Origin of the sequence: Sphingopyxis sp. JAI108, from assembly GCF_013410105.1 — a bacterium.
In the GTDB taxonomy this organism is placed as follows: Bacteria; Pseudomonadota; Alphaproteobacteria; order Sphingomonadales; family Sphingomonadaceae; genus Sphingopyxis; species Sphingopyxis chilensis.
This window is the reverse complement of record NZ_JACCCJ010000002.1, coordinates 658,162-675,141: the sequence shown is the minus strand read 5'-3', so window position 1 is coordinate 675,141 and position 16,980 is coordinate 658,162. Positions and strand designations below refer to the sequence as shown.

Sequence of the window (16,980 nt, the reverse complement as noted above, 5' to 3'; positions counted from 1 at the left end):
TCAGCAGGCTTGACCATCGGCCAGCCAACGCGCGCAATCATCGCGCACCCGCGCGTCTGCATCGGCCATCCCGCGTTCGAGAACGCCCCCCGGATCGACCGCAACCGCCGCCAGCGCCGCGATCGCATTCGCGCGCACCCTCGGCACCGGGTGCGCTCTCGCGAATTGTTCGGCAATGTCCCTGCCATTCCCGGTCAGATGCACCGCGCAGCGCAGCAGCATTTCGCCGCTGGTCAGCGTCGGGCGCCGCGCGATCGTGCCGCGCTCGTCGGTTTTCTGCCCGAGATCGACGATATATTGGTCGCGCCAGGGGACATGCTCGCCCTCGTCCATGATGTTGAGGCTGAGCGACAGGCTTTCGGGCGGGAGCTGGCGGTGGATGTCGCGGTGCGCGCGGTAGAGTAGCATCCGGCCTTCGGTGAGGGTGCTGCGCTCGACGAAGCGCAGGTCCAGCGGCTCGCCGAGGCGGCCGTCGATCGCCTCGGGGTCATGGTCATAATAGTCGCTGACATAGCCGGGGCCGAAATAGCCGGCGGTCAGAAAGCTGAAATTATGGTCGTGCGGGACGCCGAAGGAAAAGGCCGCGGGGCCGCTCGCGGCATAGACGGCGTCGGTCGCGGCGGGCCAGAGGTTGGCGCGCAGGTAAAAGCCGCGCGGGCTGCGGTGGAGAAGGAAGACCTGCGCCGAATAGCGGTTGATTTCGAGCTGGTCGGCGTAACTCGCCTGAAGCGCGGCGATGACCCGGGTTGCGAGGAAGTCGCGGTTGCGCTGGAGCCCGGCGAGAAGCGCGGCGCAGCGCGCGATACTGTCCTCTTGCGTCAGGTCGATGCCGCTTTCGTCGAGCCGCGCCGCGACTTCGGCAAGGTCGAGCGCGGAGCCGGCCGGCGGGTCGATGGTCAGGGGCATGGGGATTCTCCTGCTCCCCTCGCGCTTGCGGGCGGGGATGAAAGGAACGCCAGCGTCGCTTGCGCCGCCTGGCGCACCTCGGGATGCGGATCGCCCGCCGCCATCGCGGCAAGATGCGGGCGCGCGGCGGCGGGATCGAGCGCGACCAGCTCGCGCAGCGCGTGCCAGCGCGCGGCGAAATCTTCGCTTTGGGCTTCGGCGACGAAAAGCGGCGCCGCGCCGGTGCGGCCGAGGTGACGGAGCAGCGTCAGCGCGACCCCACGAAAGCTGCTGTCGCGGCGCGACGCGCTGACATGCGCGAGACGGCCGCTCGCGACGTCATAGGCACGGATCGGCAGCGGCGACGGCGGCTGGACCGCGAGTTCGAGCAGCAATATGTCGCGGCGCGCGCCGATCAGGCTGTAGCTTTGCCGCGCGGTATCGAGGCGGATGAGCTCGCCGGTGCGCAAGGGGCGCGGCGGCTCGCTGCGGCACGGTGCGGCGGCCGACGCGGTGAAGCCGCCCGCTTCCTCGGCGCCGCCGACCGCGACATGGTGCGCGATGAGCGATGCGCCGCCGCTCGCCAGAATGCGGATCGCGGCGCGGCCGGGGACGAAGACGGCGCTGGCGGGCGCCGCGGCGCAGCTCCCCGCCGGACGGACGAGCAGCGTGAGGCGAACGCCGCCGCGATCGGCGAGGACGAGTCCGCCCGCGCCGCCTTCCCCGCCGCCCACGGGCCGCAGCGGGGGTCGCGCGAAGGGATCGGCGGCGAGCAGCGCGAGCGCGTCGTCCAGCCGCGCTTGCAGCCACGCCATGTCGTCCAGCCACGGCAGGAGCCGCGCGAGCGCGATGTCGGGGACGGCGTCCCGGGCCGCGTCGATCGCGGCGAGCAGGCCGCCGGGCGCCTTGTCGGCGGCGCGCCATGCCGCGTCGGCGGCGGCGACGCTTTCGCGGATACGGCGGCGGCGCGCGCCGTCTTCGCGAGGGAAATGGTCGTGACGCGAGCGCGCGGCGGTCATGCGAAACGCGGGGCCGGGCGAGCGGGCGAACCCGCCGCCCGGCCCCGCCCGCGATCAGTCGTGGACGATCAGCGCGATGGTGACCGCGATCTCGAAGACCGATGGTCCCGACGTCGCGCTTTCGCCGACCAGCGACCCGAACAGCCCGACCGCGGTGTCGAGCAACGGCAGCGCGGCGATATCAACGGGTGGCAATTCCATAATCCCCCTCCTGTCTGACCGGCGGCGCGACCTGCCGCCGTGGGAAGGGCTAGGTGCGCGCGCGCCGAACGCCGAGTTAACTTTGCTTAATTCGTCTATGTCGCCGGTCGAAGCGCGGTTGCCGCGACGGCGGCGCGGGGTAGGATGCGCCATCACCACCGGGAGATTGCCCATGCGCCGTGCCGTCATCGCCGCCCTCTCCGCCCTTTCCGGCGTCCTCGTCGCGGCTCCCGCGGCCGCCGAAACGCTGCTCGTCGGCAACAAGGGCGAAAACACGCTCAGCGTCATCGCGCTGGACAGCGGCGCGGAACTCGCGCGGTTGCCGACGGGCCCGATGCCGCACGAGATCGCGGTCTCGCCCGACGGCAAACAGGCGGCGGTGGTCGCCTATGGCGGGACGACGATCGATGTGTTCGACGTCGCGACGCGAACGAAGCTCCGGACGATCGACCTCAGCCCCAACCGCCGGCCGCACGGGCTGCTGTGGCTCGCCGACGGGCGGCTCGTCGCGACGGCAGAGGGCAGCACTTCGGTCGCGGTGGTGGCGCCCGACGGCAAGCTCACCTCGATCCCCACCGGGCAGGAGGGCACGCACATGGTCGTCGTCGCCCCGGACAATCGCACCGCCTACACCGCCAATATCGCGGCGGGGACGGTGAGCGTGCTCGACCTCGCCGAAGGCCGGAAGCTGCGCGACCTGGCGGTCGGCGGCAAGCCCGAGGGGCTGGCGCTGACAAAGGGCGGGCGCGAGCTGTGGGTCGGCGATTTGGACGCGCCGCGCGTGTCGATCTGGAATACCGCGACCGGCGAGAAGGTCGCCGCGCAGCCGGTCGATCCGGTCGCGATCCGCGTGCTCGCGAGCCCCGACGGCAAGCTTGTCGCGACGAGCAACATCGCATCGGGCACGATCAGCCTGTTCGACGCCGAAACGCGCGCGCCGCTGAAGACGATCACAGTGTCGGGCGAAGCGGCGAAGGGACAGGTGACCTTGCTGTTCAGCCCCGATTCGAAGCGGCTCTATGCCGCCGAGACGGGGCACGACAAGATCGCCGAGATCGACGTCGCGAGCGGCGAAGTGCTGCGCCGGATCGCGGCGGGGAAGAATGGCGACGGACTGGCGATCGCGCCCTAGGCGGGTCGGGATGGGGAGCGGCCGCTTACCCCGCCAGCACCTTCGCGATCATCCGTTCTTCCTTGGCGATCCACGGCGCCATGCTCGGCCGCGACAGGATCGCCTCGCTCCATGCCGCGATCTTCGGGTGCACCGCCGCATCGATGCCCGCGCCGCAGTGGCGGAAATTCATCAGCGGCGACGCGACCGCCAGGTCGGCGAGCGTCAGCCGGTCGCCGACGAGGAAACCCGACGCGGGAATCGCGCTTTCCAGATAGGCGAGCAGCTTCGGCAATTCCTCGCTCTCGGCCGTTGCCGCCGCCGCCAGATCGCCCTCGCGCCCCAGGAATTTGGGCGCGACGATGCGATTGAAGAATATCTTGCCGCTGCACGCCGCGAACACCGTGTCGGCGAATTCCTCCCACCAGATCACCCGCCCGCGCTGCTGCGGGTCGGCGGGGATCAGCGCAGGTTCGGGGTGCTTCGCCTCGATATATTGGATGATCGCGCTCGAATCGGCGAGCAGGAAGCCGTCGTCGTCCATCGCGGGCATCTTGCCGAGCGGCGACGCCGCGCGGAACCCCGGATCGGGGTCGCCGATGCCGACCCCCTTCAGTTCGAACTCGATCCCCTTCTCGCCCAGATAACCGAGCAATTTGCGCACGAACGGCGATACCACCGACCCGTAAATGATCATTGTGCATCCTTTCCCAGATTCGACCCGACCATATGCGAAAGGTTGCGGATCGCAACCCGCGCATCGCTGCCGCATGGGCACGAAATAAACTTGCCATCGGCGGCGCGGCATGGAACATCCGGGATCAGAGGGGGGCGCTGCCGCGGCAGCCATCAGGCAGGATGAATACATGCGCCCTTCGTTGTGGGCAGATCGGCTGCTGGCGCTTTCCGCCCGCTTCGTGGGTCTTGTCATACTGATCGCCACGCTGCTCGCGGCGGGGGCGAGCTTTCTCTATAATCGCGGCGAAGAGGCCGACCGCGCCGACCGCGTCGCGATGCAGGTCAACATGCGGCTGCGCGATCATATCGCGGTGCTCGAAGGCGTGCGCGCCCTCTATCAATCGGACAGCCAGTCGAGCGGGCCCGGCATCCGCGCCTATCTCGCGTCGCTGCGGCCGCAGGTGCACGCGCCGGGGATGGAGGGGATCGGCATCGCGGTGGCGATGCGGCAGGGCACCCCCGCGGCGGCGGAGGCGCTGCTGCGCCAGAATTACCGGCGCGACATTCGCGTCTGGCCCGCGACCAGCCAGCCGATCGGCTTTCCGATCGTGCTCGTCGAACCCTATACGCCGCGCCGCAACAGCGCGCTCGGCTATGACATGTACAGCGAGCGGGTCCGGCGCGAGGCGATGCGCCGCGCGTGGCAGACCGGCCAACCCGCCGCGAGCGGCATCGTCGAGCTCGTCCAGGAACAGGGCGTTTCGACGCGGCAGCCCGGTTTCCTGATCTATGTCCCCATCTATGCCGGCCGCGCCGCGCCCCGCGCGGCGGAACGCGCCGACGAACCGCCGCCGCAGCCGCCCGCGGTCTTCGCCACCGCGCCGAACGCGCGGCCGATCGAGGCGTTCGTCTATGCCCCCTTCCGCATCCGCGACCTGATGGCCGCGGTGCTCGGGCCGCAGCTCGACGCGATCGAGGGGCTCGAAATCTACGCCGGCGAGGGCCCTTCGGCGCCGCTCATCTTCCGCCACGGCACGATGGGCTGGGACACGCACGAACAGAAGCTGCGTATCGCCGACCGCCAATGGACGATGCGCATATCCTACGGCCGGCTGCTCGAGCGGATCGGGCGGCCGTTCGCCATCTTCCTCTTCGGCTTCGCGATCATGCTGCTCGCGATGCAGCTCCATCGCCTTCAGCAACGCCGCGTCGGCGCTTTCCAGGCGCTCGCCGACGAACAGGCTCTGCGCGCCGCCGACCGCGAGCTGATGATCGGCGAGATGGCGCACCGGATGAAGAACGCCTTCGCGCGCATCGGCGCGCTCGCGCGCATCACCTTGCGCGAATCGACGAGCCTCGAGGATTTCGAGGCCAGGTTCGACGGCCGCATGCGCGCGCTGTCCGATGCCAAGCAGATGCTCGTCACCGGCGCGCTCGACAGCGTCGATCTTCGCCAGATCGTTCACCGCGAACTCGAGCTCGCGGGCGTATCCGCCGAACAGCTTGCCGCCATCGCCGGCCCCGACGTGCGCCTCGACGACGAGGGGGCGCAGGCGATTTCGCTCGCGGTCCACGAATTCGTCACCAACAGCATCAAATATGGCGCGCTCGCGGGGCAGGGCCGCCTCGCGGTCGGCTGGCATCGCGACGGCGGCGACATCGAGCTGAACTGGGTCGAAAGCGACCTCGCCGAAACGCCGCATATCGAAAGCGAGAGCTTCGGCACCCAGTTCATCCGCACGCTGATCGAGCGGCAGCTGAAGGGCAGCTGGAGCCGCACAGCGGTTGACAACAGCCTCGCCATCGTCATTCGCTGGCCGGACAATGTCCCGACAAACTGACGAGTGCTGGCACATCTGGATCGACCGCGGCGGCACCTTCACCGATGTGGTCGCGCGCAGCCCCGACGGCGGCGTCGTCACCACCAAATATCTGAGCGAAGACCCCGCGCGCCCCGGCGACGCCGCGGTGGGTGCGATCCGCGAGCTGACCGGCGCAGGCCAGGGCACACTTCCCCCCCTCGCGATCCGCATGGGGAGCACCGTCGCGACCAATGCCCTCCTCGAACGCAAGGGCGAACCGACCCTGCTCGCCATAACGCGCGGCTTCGGCGACGCGCTCACCATCGGCTATCAGGACCGCCCCGACCTCTTCGCGCGGCGGCTCGACCGCATCGCGCCGCCGCATGCCGCCGTCGCCGAAATCGCCGAACGCATGAGCCCCGAGGGCGATGTGCTGACGCCGCTCGACGAAGCCGCCGCCCGCGCCGCGCTGCAAGCCGCGCGCGACAATGGCCTCACCAGCATCGCGATCGTGCTGATGCACGGCTACGCCCACCCCGCGCACGAGGCGCGCCTCGCCGCCATCGCCGCCGAAATCGGCTTCACCCAGATCTCGACCAGCCACGACGTCAGCGCGCTGATCAAGCTGATCGGCCGCGGCGACACGACGCTCGCCGACGCCTATCTCTCGCCTGTCCTCCACCATTATGTCCGACAGTTCGTCGCGCAGCTCGGCGGCGGGCCGGAGGGGGACGCCCAGCCGCAATTCATGAAAAGCTCGGGCGGCCTCGCATCGGCGGCCGCCTTCCACGGCCGCGACGCGATCCTCTCGGGGCCCGCGGGCGGCATCGTCGGCATGGTCGGCAGCGCCGCGCCCTTGGGCAAGACGCGGCTGATCGGCTTCGACATGGGCGGCACCTCGACCGACGTCAGCCATTATGCCGGCCGCCTCGAACGCGACAATGAAACCATCGTCGCGGGCACGCGCATCCGTGCGCCGATGCTGCGCATCCACACGGTTGCCGCAGGGGGAGGCTCGATCTGCCGCTGGGACGGCGCGCGCCTGCTCGTCGGCCCCGAAAGCGCGGGCGCGAACCCCGGCCCCGCCGCCTATGGCCGCGGCGGTCCGCTCACCGTCACCGACTGCAACGTCCTGCTCGGCAAGATCCAGCCCGCGCATTTCCCCCAACTCTTCGGCCCGAACGGCGACCAGCCGCTCGACCGCGATGTGGTCGTGCGGAAATTCGCCGCCATGGCCGCCGAAGTCGGCAATATCACCCCCGAAGCGCTCGCCGAAGGCCTCCTGAGCATCGCGGTCCAGCAGATGGCGAACGCGATCAAGCGCATCACCATCGCGCGCGGCCATGACGTGTCGCAGGGCTACAGCCTCGTCGGTTTCGGCGGCGCCGCGGGCCAGCATGTGTGCCTCGTCGCCGACGCGCTCGGGGTCGACGAAATCCTGCTCCACCCGCTCGCGGGGGTGCTCTCGGCCTATGGCATGGGCCTCGCGCGTCCCTCGGCGATCCGCGAGCGCACGCTCGGCCTCACGCTCGACGGCGATTGCACCGCCACGCTCGCCGACGTCGAAGCCGAACTCGCCGCCCACGCGCGCGCCGACCTGTCGCCCGACGCCGAAACCAGCCGCGAAACCCTGCTATTCGTCCGCCTCGCCGACAGCGACAATGCGATCGAACTCCCCCTCGCCCCGCCCGCCGAGGTCGCATCGGCCTTCGCCGCCGCCTTCCGCCAACGCTTCGGCTACGCCCCGCACGCCAACCTCGTCGTCGACCGCATCCGCGTCGAGCTGACCGAGGCGGGCGATGCGGCCGCCGCGCTGCCGCCGCCCGCACCGGGTGCCGAAACCGCCCCCGAAACCGTCGCCGCCTGGCTCGCGGGCGCGCCGCACGACGTCCCGCTCCACCAGCGCAGCGCCCTCGCCCCCGGCCGCACCATCGCCGGCCCCGCCATCATCGTCGACGCGCTGGCGACCACGGTGGTCGAGCCGGGCTGGTCGGCGACGGTCGAACAGGAAGGGACGCTGCGGCTCGCCAAGACGATCCTCCCCGTCGCGCAGCGATGGGGAGGTGGCAGCCCCGAAGGGGATGACGGAGGGGCCGAGCGCGCAGCGCTCGCTAACGCTCGCGGCCCCTCCACCACCGCTTCGCGGCGGTCCCCCTCCCCATCGCTACGCGACGGGGAGGATCAGGAGGCGTCCCCCGACCCGATCCGCCTCGAAATCTTCAACAGCCTGTTTATGGCGATCGCCGAGGAAATGGGCGGCGCGCTCCAGCACAGCGCCTCGTCGATCAACATCCGCGAGCGGCTCGATTTCTCGTGCGCGATCTTCGACGGCGAAGGGCGCCTCGTCGCCAACGCGCCGCACATGCCCGTCCACCTCGGCTCGATGGGCGAAAGCGTGCGTACCATCCTGCGCCAGCGCGCCAAAGACGACCGCGGCATCCGGCGCGGCGACGCCTATGCGCTCAACGCCCCCTATGACGGCGGCACCCACCTCCCCGACATCACCGTCATCATGCCGGTGTTCGTTGGCGACGCGAGCGCCCCCGCCTTCTTCGTCGCCGCGCGCGGCCACCACGCCGACCTCGGGGGCATCGCCCCCGGCTCGATGCCCCCCGACAGCAAGAGCATCGAAGACGAAGGCATCCTGTTCGACAATTTCCTCCTCGTCGACGACGGCCATTTCCGCGACGCTAAAGTCCACGCCCACCTCACCGCCGGCGACTGGCCTGCGCGCAACCCCGCGCTCAACATCGCCGATCTGAAGGCCCAGGTCGCCGCGTGCCAGCGCGGCGCGAGCGCGCTCGCAGACCTCTCGGCAACGCATGGCGCCGCGACCGTCGCCGCCTATATGGCGCACGGCCAGCGGCAGGCCGAGGCGGCCGTCCGCCAGCTCATCGCGCGCCTCGACGACGGCGCCTTCCGCTACGCGATGGACAATGGCGCCGAGGTTGTCGTCGCCGTCAAAGTCGACCGCAAGGCCCGCCACGTCACCATCGACTTCACCGGATCCAGCGCCACCCTCCCCGACAATTTCAACGCCCCGATGCCGGTCGTCCGCGCTGCCGTCCTCTATGTCCTGCGCACGATGCTCGACGATCCGATCCCGATGAACGAGGGCTGCCTTGCCCCCGTCACCCTCATCGTCCCCGAAGACTCGATGCTCAGCCCCAGCTATCCCGCCGCGGTCGTCGCGGGCAATGTCGAGACGAGCCAGGTTATCACCGACGCACTCTTCGCCGCCTTCGGCGCGATGGCGCCCGCGCAGGGGACGATGAACAATTTCACCTTCGGCAATGCCGCTTACCAATATTATGAAACGATCGCCGGCGGCTCGGGCGCCGGTCCCGGCTTCGACGGCACCGGCGTCATCCAGACGCATATGACCAACAGCCGGATGACCGACCCGGAGGTTATGGAAACGCGCTTCCCCGTCATCGTCGAAGAATTCTCGATCCGCCAGGGCTCGGGCGGCACCGGCCAATGGCACGGCGGCGACGGCGCCACGCGCCGCATCCGTTTCCGCGAGCCGATGGCGGCGAACATCCTCGCGAACCGCCGCCAGATCGCGCCAAAGGGTCTAGCGGGAGGCCAGGATGCCGCGCCCGGCCGCAACTGGGTCGAGCGCGCCGATGGCTCGGTCGAAATACTCGCCGCGACGGGCAGCGCAAACCTTGCGGCGGGCGACGCCTTCGTGATCGAAACGCCGGGCGGCGGCGGTTATGGCGAGGCGGGGGGAGATTAATTTGAGATCGGCACCACCCAAACCGTCGTCATTCCCGCGAAAGCGGGAACCCAGCGAGCTACCGTTGCAACTGGGTTCCCGCTTTCGCGGGAATGACGAAGGGGGATAGTCCATGCTCGTCCTGATCGGCATCCTCATCATCATCGCGGGCTTCCTGCTCCGCTTCAATCCGCTGCTCGTCATCATGGCCTCGGCGCTCGCCACAGGGTTCGCCGCGGGGCTCGATATCGCCGCGATCGTCGCCGCCTTCGGCAAGGCGTTCAACGATACGCGCTATGTTTCGATCATCTGGATCGTCCTCCCCGTCATCGGCCTGCTCGAAGCATATGGCCTGCAACAGCATGCCCGCACCCTGATCGACCGCATGAAGGGCGCCACCCTCGGCCGCCTCCTCACCGGCTACCTGCTGCTCCGCCAGGCAATGGCCGCGGTCGGTCTCACCTCGGTCGCCGGCCATGCCCAGACCGTCCGCCCGCTCGTCGCCCCTATGGCCGAAGCCGCCGCCGAGGCGAAGAATGAGGCGCTGACCGACGATCAGCGTGAAGAGGTCAAGGCCTTCGCCGCCGCAACCGACAATATCGGCCTCTTCTTCGGCGAGGATATTTTCCTCGCGATCGGCTCGATCCTGCTGATGAAGGGCGTGCTCGAAGGCTATGGCTATATTATCGAGCCGCTGCACTTCTCGCTCTGGGCGATCCCGACCGCGATCGCCGCCTTCATCATCCACGGCCTCCGCCTCCGGCGCCTCGAAAAACGCATGATGAAGGAGGCGGGCGCATGATCACGCTCGGCTTCGTCTATGTCCTCGCAGGGCTCACCTTCGCGCTTTTCGCCACCCTCGGCCTCCTCGACCGCAGCAACCCCAAACGCTTCGGCAACGCCGCCTTCTGGGGCCTGCTCGCGCTGTCGATGCTTGGCGGCGACCATCTCGGCGATTTCGGCAATGGCTGCCTCGTCCTCGCGCTCGTCGCGATCGCCGGCACGGGACAGATCGGCCGCGCCCCCGGCGGCGACGTCGCGCCCGACGTACAGGCGGCGCGCGCCGCGCAGCACGGCCCCTTCCTGCTTCTCGTCGCCCTCATCATCCCGGCGGTCGCGCTCGCGGGCACGTTCCTCTTCAAATGGGTGCCCGGCCTCGCCGATCCCAAACAGGCGACGCTCATCTCGCTCGCCATCGGCGTGCTCATCGCGCTTGCCGTCGGCATGGCGCGCCTCAAACCGCCGCCTTTGCTCCCGCTTCAGCAGGGCCGCCGCCTGCTCGACGCGGTCGGCTGGGCGGCGATCCTGCCGCAGATGCTCGCCAGCCTCGGCGCGGTGTTCGCGTTGGCCGGCGTCGGCGAAGTCGTCGGCGGCCTCATCGGCACGACAATCCCCGAAGGCAGCCTGTTCGGCGCGACGCTTGCCTTCGGGCTTGGCATGGCGCTGTTCACGATGGTCATGGGCAACGCCTTCGCGGCCTTCCCGGTGATGCTCGCCGCGGTCGGCATGCCCTTGCTCATCAAGCAATATGGCGGCGACCCCGCGGTGGTCGCGGCAATCGGCATGCTCGCGGGCTTCTGCGGCACGCTGATGACCCCGATGGCCGCGAACTTCAATCTCGTCCCCGCGGCCTTGCTCGAACTCAAGAACCCCTATGGCGTGATCAAGGCGCAGATCGGCACCGCGGTCCCGCTGCTCGCGGTGAACATCGTCTTCATCTGGCTGTTCGCTTTCTGACCATGACCACCCTCACCCCCAACCACGCCGCCCGCTTCGCCACCGCCACCCTCGCCCACCTCGGCCGCGAATATCCGTACAAGATGGACCTCGTCCTCACCGGCCCCGAGGATGCAAAGCCCCCGCGCGAGCATCATCCGATCTTTCACGGCAGTTTCGACTGGCACAGCTGCGTCCACGGCTGGTGGCAGATATTGCGCCTCGCGCGCCGCTTCCCCGATCTCGCCATCGCCGCCGACATCGGCGCCCGCGCCGACGAAATGCTCGTCCCCGACAAGGTCGCGGGCGAACGCGCCTTCCTCGATCGCCCTTATTCGGCCGCCTTCGAGCGCCCCTATGGCTGGGCCTGGCTGCTCGCGCTCCATGTCGAGACCGAACGCCATAACGCCCCCTGGGCCGCCGCGCTCGAACCCCTCGCCGCCGCCTTTGCCCAGCGTTTCCACGCCTTCCTGCCGAAGCTCACCTATCCCTTGCGCGTCGGCACCCATTTCAACATCGCCTTCGCCCTCCTCCTCGCGCGCCACTGGGCCGAAACCCGCGACCCGGATCTCGTCAGCCTGATCGACGCCCGCGCGCGCGATTGGTTCGGCGAAGACCGCGACTGTCAGGCGTGGGAGCCCGGCGGCGACGAATTCCTCTCCTCCGCGCTCACCGAGGCGCATCTGATGGCGATCGTCCTCGGCGACGACTTCCCCCGCTGGTTCGACGCCTTCCTCCCCCGCGCCGCCAGCGAACAACCCGCCACCCTCTTCACCCCCGCCACCGTCTCCGACCGCAGCGACGGCAAGATCGCGCATCTCGACGGTCTCAACCTCAGCCGCGCGTGGAGCTGGCGCGCCATCGCATCGGCGCTCGGCCCCGCGCACCCCGTCGCCCCCGTCGCCGAAGCCGCCGCCGGGCGCCACCTCGCCGCCGCGCTCCCGCACGTCACCGGCGACTATATGGGCGAGCACTGGCTCGCGAGCTTCGCCTTGCTCGCACTCGACGGCCTCGCCGATTGACAAGCCCCGCGCTCGCGGCAACAGACGGCGCGAAGGGGGAGAGGCCGGAGGTGAACGGAAAGATGCTGCGTCCCACATCGTTCGACGTCGCCGAGCGCGCCGGCGTGTCGCAATCGACCGTCTCGCGCGCGCTCCGCAACTCGCCCGGCGTCAACGCCGAAACGCGCGCGCGCGTCACCGCGGCCGCGCGCGAGCTGGGCTATGTCGTCGACCGCCACGCCTCGTCGCTGCGGCTCAAGAGCAGCGAGACGATCGCGCTCGTCACCATCTGCCGCCCCGGCGAGGATCGCAGCGCGATCAACCCCTTTTACTTCGCGCTGCTCGGCAGCATCGCCGCCGCGACCTCGGCGCGCGGCTTCAACCTGCTCGTCTCGTTCCAGGAGAATGCCGACAATTTCCGCGCCGATTTCGTCGCCTCGGGACTCGCCGACGCGATGATCGTCATCGGCACGACCAGCAACCGCGAAGCGTGGGCATATTTCGCCGAGGCGCAGGCGTCGGGCCTCGACTTCGTCTGCTGGGGCAGCCCGGGCAGCCCCTTCCACTGGATGCGCAGCGAGAATGACATCGGCGGCCAGCTCGCCGCCGAGCATTTCGTGCGTGACGGCCGCCGCCACATCGCCTTCGTCGGGCCGCAGCAGTCGCCGCAGCGCCAGTTCGACGAGCGCCGCGACGGCTTCACCGCCGCGCTCGCCGCGCGCGGCCTCACCCCGATCCTCGCCGAGCCGCCCGCCGCCGCCGACCGCCACGCACAGGGCGTCGCCGCGGTGCAGGCGCTGCTCGCAGCGCATCCCGAAACCGACGCGATCTTCGCCGCCAGCGACATGCTCGCGCTCGGCGTGCTCCAGGGCCTCAAGGACGCCGGCCGCCGCGTGCCGCAGGACGTCGCGCTGATCGGCTTCGACGGCATCCGCGCCGGCACCCTCGCCGACCCCGCGCTCACCACGCTCGAGCCCGACCTCGACGCCGCGGGCGAAGCGCTCGTCGCGATGGCATTGGAGGATGACGAACGCACGCGCAGCGGCACGCGCATCCCCGTCCACCTCGTTGTGCGCGGCTCCGCCTGAGCGCGCGGCGCGCGCGCCGCAATCGACAATATTGTCAGCGCGTTAAGCCTCTTCCTCAACCCCCGCCACACACGCGCCACCCTATTGCGGCGGGACGCGAACAGGACCGCACGCGAACAGGGCGGCACGGGGGAGGATCGGGCGATGCGCGGACGGACAGTGTGGAGCGACCGGCGCGGCGCGACCGCGATCGAATATGGGCTGATCGCGGCGCTGATCGCGCTCGCGTGCCTCATCGCCTTTCAGACGCTCGGGCTCAATCTCGAAACCATCTTCACGACGATCAACGACGCGCTCAATCGCTAGCGGGATCGCCCCCGCCCGCATCGCCCGCGCCCGCATCGCCCCCACCCGCACCGCCCGCGCGCTGCGCGGCGAGCCGCGCGGCGGCCTCGCCCGCCGCCGGCTGGCCGCATCGCATGCACAGGCCCGTCGCGGCCTCCTCCTCGTCCCGCTGGGTGGCGAACGCGGCGCGCATGCGTTCGAGCTTGCCGAGCAGCTTTTCGGTCGCGCTGCCCGGATGGAAATATTTGATTCCCGCGCTGTCGAAGCGCCAGCCCTCCATATGCTCCTCGGCGCTGATCACCGCATCGCCGTCATAGCGCCGGTAATGCGCCCTCGCCGCGCCGCCGCCACCCTCTCCCGGCCCCAGCTCGCCGCGCTTCAGCAACAGCCCGAGCATCGAATCCGACGGCATGATCCGCCGCTCGACCTCCTTGCCGCCCCGGATCACCACCATTTCGCGCCCCACGACCGCGCGCTCATAGGCGACCGCCTGCAACCCGCGCAGCGCACGCGCCAGCGCGGTCGAACAGGCGCGATCGAATTCGGGAAAGCGCCGGCGCGCGTCGTTGACCGCCTTGCGGCTCATCCCCGCCACGCGCGCCGCATCGGTCACGCACCCCGACTGCGCGAGCACCGCCAGAAACGTCCGCGTCCGCGCCTCGGTCCACCCATCCTCGCGAACGCGCAGGCCGGGCATGAAGGGATTGGCGCCCTTCCCCCCAGCATCGCCGCCCGTCGTGCCCCCCTCCCGCTTGCGGGAGGGGGTGGTCGGAGACCCGTGGCTCCGGCCACGGCAGGGCCTGTTCCGATCCTCACCTCCGCCCTTCTCACCCGATTGCTTCCGCAAACCCCGCTCCACCTTATCCGTCATAGCTCGACCTCCCGAATCACCTTGGAATGAATCGGAACAGTTTTGAACCTATTTGGATAATGTAGGAAAGCGAAATATCCGGGCCGCTCGATCTCCGTCATCCCGGACTTGATCGGCGATTGGCCCGCACCGGCAAATAGCGGTTCCCCGGCGAAAGCCGGGGCCCGGATCGCGCAGCGCTACCTCGCATGGCCCCCGGCTTTCGCCGGGGAGCACGAGCTAGCGTGTCCAGAGGGTGTAATCGCCGAGTTTTTGCACCGGTCATCGCTATTCCCCTACGACGCTATCGCGCCGCGCGCCCTTCACCTAGGCAAGTTCGGATTGGGAAACCAAAAATAGCATCGCCGCGGCGGTTTGATGCAGTTGATACGCCGCCAGCTCCTTGCTAATCTTCCGGGGCGCTGCCCCCGCACCGTGGCTAGCTTCTTTGTTCCTTACAGTGGGAGCACCCTGAAGCATCGACTTGAGCCCCTTCATTTGCTCCTGCATCCACGAGGGAATAAGGTCATGTCGATAAAGCGCCTCTATCAGTTTAGAGGCGGGATCGGTCGGTTTCACGTCATCCCAACCCTTTTGGGCTGCGATAACCTTGATGACACTTTCAAACGCGTTGCCGCAGTCTGCTATGCAGTCTTCATAATTGCGCTTCTTGAACTCTTCGAATGCGTCACGAAATTCATCGTCGGCCGCTTCAAATAATGGATTAGCAAGAAGGGTCAGAGTGGGTTCGATCACCTCTGCATAGGTGAACTCTGAGGTGATTTCGATGAGCTGACCATTTTGAAACTGGAACCCAAAGCCGTCTTCGAGCATCCGCTCGTTAATGACATTCACGGCATTATTCACCGCCGGTGATGCACGACTTCTGCTGTGGGCCATCCCTGCCAGACGGTCCATCTGAGCAGCCTTCTGAAGGCCAATCTCACAAGCCAGCTCAATCGCGCTGAGCCGCATGTCGTGCTCTTCATCGGTAGGGTAGGGTTGACGCTCGTTAAACCACCAGACAGCAAAATCTTTCGATAGATCTCGTTGATTCGCCAGTGACAAAACACCGATCTCTTCACGTAAAGCTACGGCGAGTTTATCAATCATTTTATTCTCGTACGAGAACTGTGCATCTATCACTTCGAAAGTCTGAAAAAGCTGAGTCAGCAGTTTATTGCCGACCGGCTTCTCACGAAACATCTTCGCATTTCCAGCCTCCGCACGTTGTCGCTTTCTCCGCGCGTAAGTCTGACGCAATGCCATAATCTATTTCCCTGCTAGTCCTTCGACCACACCGACCTACATCCCCTTCCCAGTCTGACAAGGGTGCAAATGTAGCGACCGCGCCACTAGTTTTCGTAGTTAGTGAGAGGGATAAGGGTGCGAAGACGGGCGAATGCGGGTGACAGCAGCAACAATCCCCAAATGGGCCACCCTCACCCTCAAACCAGATCACCCACCCTAACCCCGAGCGCCTCCGCCAGCTTGCGCACCGTCTCCACCGAGCCCTTGCCGCGCCCGGCCTCGATATCGGCGATCTGCACCCGGTTGACCCCCGACACCGCGCCCAGCCTCACCTGCGACAACCCGCGCAACTCGCGCAGCGGGCTTTCGCCGGCGATCAGCCGCTTGGCATAGTCGGCGGGCACCAGTTCCTCCTCGCCCGCCGCCAGCGCCGCCAGCGCCGCCTTGGCACCATCATAGGCGCGCAGGTCGGCGACGGCCGCTTCGCGCAGGCGATCATATTCTTCGCGGGGGATCGTCACCATCAACCGACGATCTCGACCGGCACCCCAATGCCCATATTTGCCACCAAGCCCCGGTCGAAGGTCACAAACGCCTCGACGCCCTTCGCCGCGACCAGATGGATATGATCGGCAAAATCGCCGCTCTTCGCAAAAGCCGCAACGGCGCTCCGCACCGCGTCGTCATCGTCCAGCACGACCCCCGGCACGTCGAAAAGGTCCAGCAGCGAAGAGGCCAGATGCCCCCGCTCCATTCCGTAGCGCGATTGCAGCAGCCATCCGAGTTCGAGCAACACGGTCAGCGGGACGAAAACACCGACCTTCACCAGATCGCGCGCGATCGGCGACTGCACTGGATCGTCGTCGAGCATGAACCGCGCAAGAATATTGGTATCGGCCGCCTTCAAGTCGGCGGGTCCCAGCTCTTGTCCTCGCGAAACATCCGGTCGATCGCGGCATGGGCGTCCTCGTCGCTGATCCGCGGCCCCTTATAGTTCACGGTCTTGCGCATTTTCGCCATGGCTTCGTCGAAACTCAGCGCCTTTTTCGCCTTGGGCTTGGCGCGCAGCATCACGCCGGCGGGGCCGTCGACGACCTCCAGCACCGTGCCGACGTCCCAATGCAGCCGGTCGCGCACATCCTTGGGGATGACAACCTGGCCCTTGGCCGATACTCTGGTTTCCTTGGTCATACCGGTAAGATAGCATCCGAAAGCGTCGCAGACAATCCGCCCTCGCTATTATCGTGTGGGAGCCGGACGCCTTTGTGTCCTTGTGTGAAAAATCATCGCGCCGTCGCCGGTCCAAGACCACCCACGCGCGAACCAACCACCCCCACCCCCTTGCATTTCCCACCCCCCGGCGTAAGGCGGC

17 protein-coding genes are annotated in these 16,980 nt (G+C 68.2%); 8 read left to right on the top strand and 9 right to left on the bottom strand.

The features are described from left to right. The 3 genes from HDC29_RS14175 to HDC29_RS14165 are packed head-to-tail and all read right to left on the bottom strand — an operon-like array spanning position 1 to position 2,105. Complete coding sequence (locus HDC29_RS14175) at positions 1–906, bottom strand: transposase (RefSeq protein ID WP_179498572.1); 906 nt, start codon at positions 904–906, stop codon at positions 1–3. Then, a complete protein-coding gene (locus HDC29_RS14170) occupies positions 897–1,904 on the bottom strand; it encodes a HEAT repeat domain-containing protein (protein WP_179498570.1) in 1,008 nt (335 codons plus the stop codon). Before HDC29_RS14170 ends, HDC29_RS14175 begins: the two co-directional genes overlap by 10 nt. 54 nt (positions 1,905–1,958) lie before the next feature. After that, the gene (locus HDC29_RS14165) at positions 1,959–2,105 is read right to left on the bottom strand and encodes a hypothetical protein (RefSeq protein WP_179498568.1); all 147 of its coding nucleotides are present in this window, start codon (positions 2,103–2,105) and stop codon (positions 1,959–1,961) included. Positions 2,106–2,277: 172 nt separating this feature from the next. On the opposite strand from HDC29_RS14165, the gene HDC29_RS14160 reads away from it, so the two are divergent. Further along, entirely contained in the window at positions 2,278–3,237 is a 960-nt protein-coding gene (locus HDC29_RS14160) for a hypothetical protein (RefSeq protein ID WP_179498566.1), read from the top strand. A 25-nt stretch (positions 3,238–3,262) separates the two neighbouring features. Here the strand turns inward: HDC29_RS14160 and HDC29_RS14155 are convergent, their stop codons facing one another. Beyond that, positions 3,263–3,913: a glutathione S-transferase family protein gene (locus HDC29_RS14155; protein WP_179498564.1), complete on the bottom strand. Its 651-nt coding sequence runs from the start codon at positions 3,911–3,913 to the stop codon at positions 3,263–3,265. 169 nt (positions 3,914–4,082) lie between these two features. On the opposite strand from HDC29_RS14155, the gene HDC29_RS14150 reads away from it, so the two are divergent. The 7 genes from HDC29_RS14150 (at position 4,083) to HDC29_RS14120 (ending at position 13,528) form a co-directional block, all read left to right on the top strand. Continuing rightward, complete coding sequence (locus tag HDC29_RS14150; protein WP_179498562.1) at positions 4,083–5,735, top strand: CHASE domain-containing protein; 1,653 nt, start codon at positions 4,083–4,085, stop codon at positions 5,733–5,735. Continuing rightward, positions 5,719–9,438 carry a hydantoinase B/oxoprolinase family protein gene (locus HDC29_RS14145; protein WP_179498560.1) on the top strand — a complete coding sequence of 1,240 codons (3,720 nt, stop codon included), beginning with the start codon at positions 5,719–5,721 and terminating at the stop codon, positions 9,436–9,438. The genes HDC29_RS14150 and HDC29_RS14145 overlap by 17 nt, the downstream gene beginning before the upstream one ends. 112 nt (positions 9,439–9,550) lie before the next feature. After that, entirely contained in the window at positions 9,551–10,219 is a 669-nt protein-coding gene (locus tag HDC29_RS14140; protein WP_179498558.1) for a DUF969 domain-containing protein, read from the top strand. Next, complete coding sequence (locus HDC29_RS14135) at positions 10,216–11,154, top strand: DUF979 domain-containing protein (RefSeq protein WP_179498556.1); 939 nt, start codon at positions 10,216–10,218, stop codon at positions 11,152–11,154. The genes HDC29_RS14140 and HDC29_RS14135 overlap by 4 nt, the downstream gene beginning before the upstream one ends. A gap of 2 nt (positions 11,155–11,156) precedes the next feature. Beyond that, on the top strand, positions 11,157–12,155 hold the full coding sequence (locus HDC29_RS14130) for a DUF2891 domain-containing protein (protein ID WP_179498554.1): 999 nt from the start codon (positions 11,157–11,159) through the stop codon (positions 12,153–12,155). A gap of 62 nt (positions 12,156–12,217) precedes the next feature. Further along, positions 12,218–13,222, top strand: a complete 1,005-nt coding sequence (locus HDC29_RS14125; protein ID WP_218844542.1) for a LacI family DNA-binding transcriptional regulator — start codon at positions 12,218–12,220, stop codon at positions 13,220–13,222. A gap of 144 nt (positions 13,223–13,366) precedes the next feature. Beyond that, positions 13,367–13,528, top strand: coding sequence for a Flp family type IVb pilin (locus HDC29_RS14120; RefSeq protein WP_179498550.1), 162 nt, complete (start codon positions 13,367–13,369; stop codon positions 13,526–13,528). Here the strand turns inward: HDC29_RS14120 and HDC29_RS14115 are convergent. The 5 genes from HDC29_RS14115 to HDC29_RS14095 all read right to left on the bottom strand — a co-directional run bounded on the left by HDC29_RS14115 (position 13,518) and on the right by HDC29_RS14095 (position 16,799). Continuing rightward, a complete protein-coding gene (locus HDC29_RS14115; protein ID WP_179498548.1) occupies positions 13,518–14,204 on the bottom strand; it encodes a hypothetical protein in 687 nt (228 codons plus the stop codon). The genes HDC29_RS14120 and HDC29_RS14115 overlap by 11 nt on opposite strands. 480 nt (positions 14,205–14,684) lie before the next feature. After that, entirely contained in the window at positions 14,685–15,626 is a 942-nt protein-coding gene (locus tag HDC29_RS14110) for an STM4504/CBY_0614 family protein (RefSeq protein ID WP_179498546.1), read from the bottom strand. Positions 15,627–15,805: 179 nt separating this feature from the next. Next, positions 15,806–16,132, bottom strand: a complete 327-nt coding sequence (locus tag HDC29_RS14105; RefSeq protein ID WP_179498544.1) for a helix-turn-helix transcriptional regulator — start codon at positions 16,130–16,132, stop codon at positions 15,806–15,808. After that, on the bottom strand, positions 16,132–16,515 hold the full coding sequence (locus HDC29_RS14100) for a type II toxin-antitoxin system VapC family toxin (RefSeq protein WP_179498542.1): 384 nt from the start codon (positions 16,513–16,515) through the stop codon (positions 16,132–16,134). Before HDC29_RS14100 ends, HDC29_RS14105 begins: the two co-directional genes overlap by 1 nt. Beyond that, on the bottom strand, positions 16,512–16,799 hold the full coding sequence (locus tag HDC29_RS14095; RefSeq protein ID WP_179498540.1) for an AbrB/MazE/SpoVT family DNA-binding domain-containing protein: 288 nt from the start codon (positions 16,797–16,799) through the stop codon (positions 16,512–16,514). The genes HDC29_RS14100 and HDC29_RS14095 overlap by 4 nt, the downstream gene beginning before the upstream one ends. Between the last annotated feature and the right edge of the window lie 181 nt (positions 16,800–16,980).

What these genes read in the sequence shown, in the direction of transcription:
- HDC29_RS14170 (WP_179498570.1), bottom strand. Translation starts at nt 1,904, where the DNA reads ATGACCGCCGCGCGCTCGCGTCACGACCATTTCCCTCGCGAAGACGGC.
- HDC29_RS14095 (WP_179498540.1), bottom strand. Translation starts at nt 16,799, where the DNA reads ATGACCAAGGAAACCAGAGTATCGGCCAAGGGCCAGGTTGTCATCCCC.
- HDC29_RS14135 (WP_179498556.1), top strand. Translation starts at nt 10,216, where the DNA reads ATGATCACGCTCGGCTTCGTCTATGTCCTCGCAGGGCTCACCTTCGCG.
- HDC29_RS14140 (WP_179498558.1), top strand. Translation starts at nt 9,551, where the DNA reads ATGCTCGTCCTGATCGGCATCCTCATCATCATCGCGGGCTTCCTGCTC.
- HDC29_RS14160 (WP_179498566.1), top strand. Translation starts at nt 2,278, where the DNA reads ATGCGCCGTGCCGTCATCGCCGCCCTCTCCGCCCTTTCCGGCGTCCTC.
- HDC29_RS14165 (WP_179498568.1), bottom strand. Translation starts at nt 2,105, where the DNA reads ATGGAATTGCCACCCGTTGATATCGCCGCGCTGCCGTTGCTCGACACC.
- HDC29_RS14110 (WP_179498546.1), bottom strand. Translation starts at nt 15,626, where the DNA reads ATGGCATTGCGTCAGACTTACGCGCGGAGAAAGCGACAACGTGCGGAG.
- HDC29_RS14120 (WP_179498550.1), top strand. Translation starts at nt 13,367, where the DNA reads ATGCGCGGACGGACAGTGTGGAGCGACCGGCGCGGCGCGACCGCGATC.
- HDC29_RS14150 (WP_179498562.1), top strand. Translation starts at nt 4,083, where the DNA reads ATGCGCCCTTCGTTGTGGGCAGATCGGCTGCTGGCGCTTTCCGCCCGC.
- HDC29_RS14130 (WP_179498554.1), top strand. Translation starts at nt 11,157, where the DNA reads ATGACCACCCTCACCCCCAACCACGCCGCCCGCTTCGCCACCGCCACC.
- HDC29_RS14125 (WP_218844542.1), top strand. Translation starts at nt 12,218, where the DNA reads ATGCTGCGTCCCACATCGTTCGACGTCGCCGAGCGCGCCGGCGTGTCG.
- HDC29_RS14115 (WP_179498548.1), bottom strand. Translation starts at nt 14,204, where the DNA reads ATGCCCGGCCTGCGCGTTCGCGAGGATGGGTGGACCGAGGCGCGGACG.
- HDC29_RS14145 (WP_179498560.1), top strand. Translation starts at nt 5,719, where the DNA reads ATGTCCCGACAAACTGACGAGTGCTGGCACATCTGGATCGACCGCGGC.
- HDC29_RS14175 (WP_179498572.1), bottom strand. Translation starts at nt 906, where the DNA reads ATGCCCCTGACCATCGACCCGCCGGCCGGCTCCGCGCTCGACCTTGCC.
- HDC29_RS14155 (WP_179498564.1), bottom strand. Translation starts at nt 3,913, where the DNA reads ATGATCATTTACGGGTCGGTGGTATCGCCGTTCGTGCGCAAATTGCTC.
- HDC29_RS14105 (WP_179498544.1), bottom strand. Translation starts at nt 16,132, where the DNA reads ATGGTGACGATCCCCCGCGAAGAATATGATCGCCTGCGCGAAGCGGCC.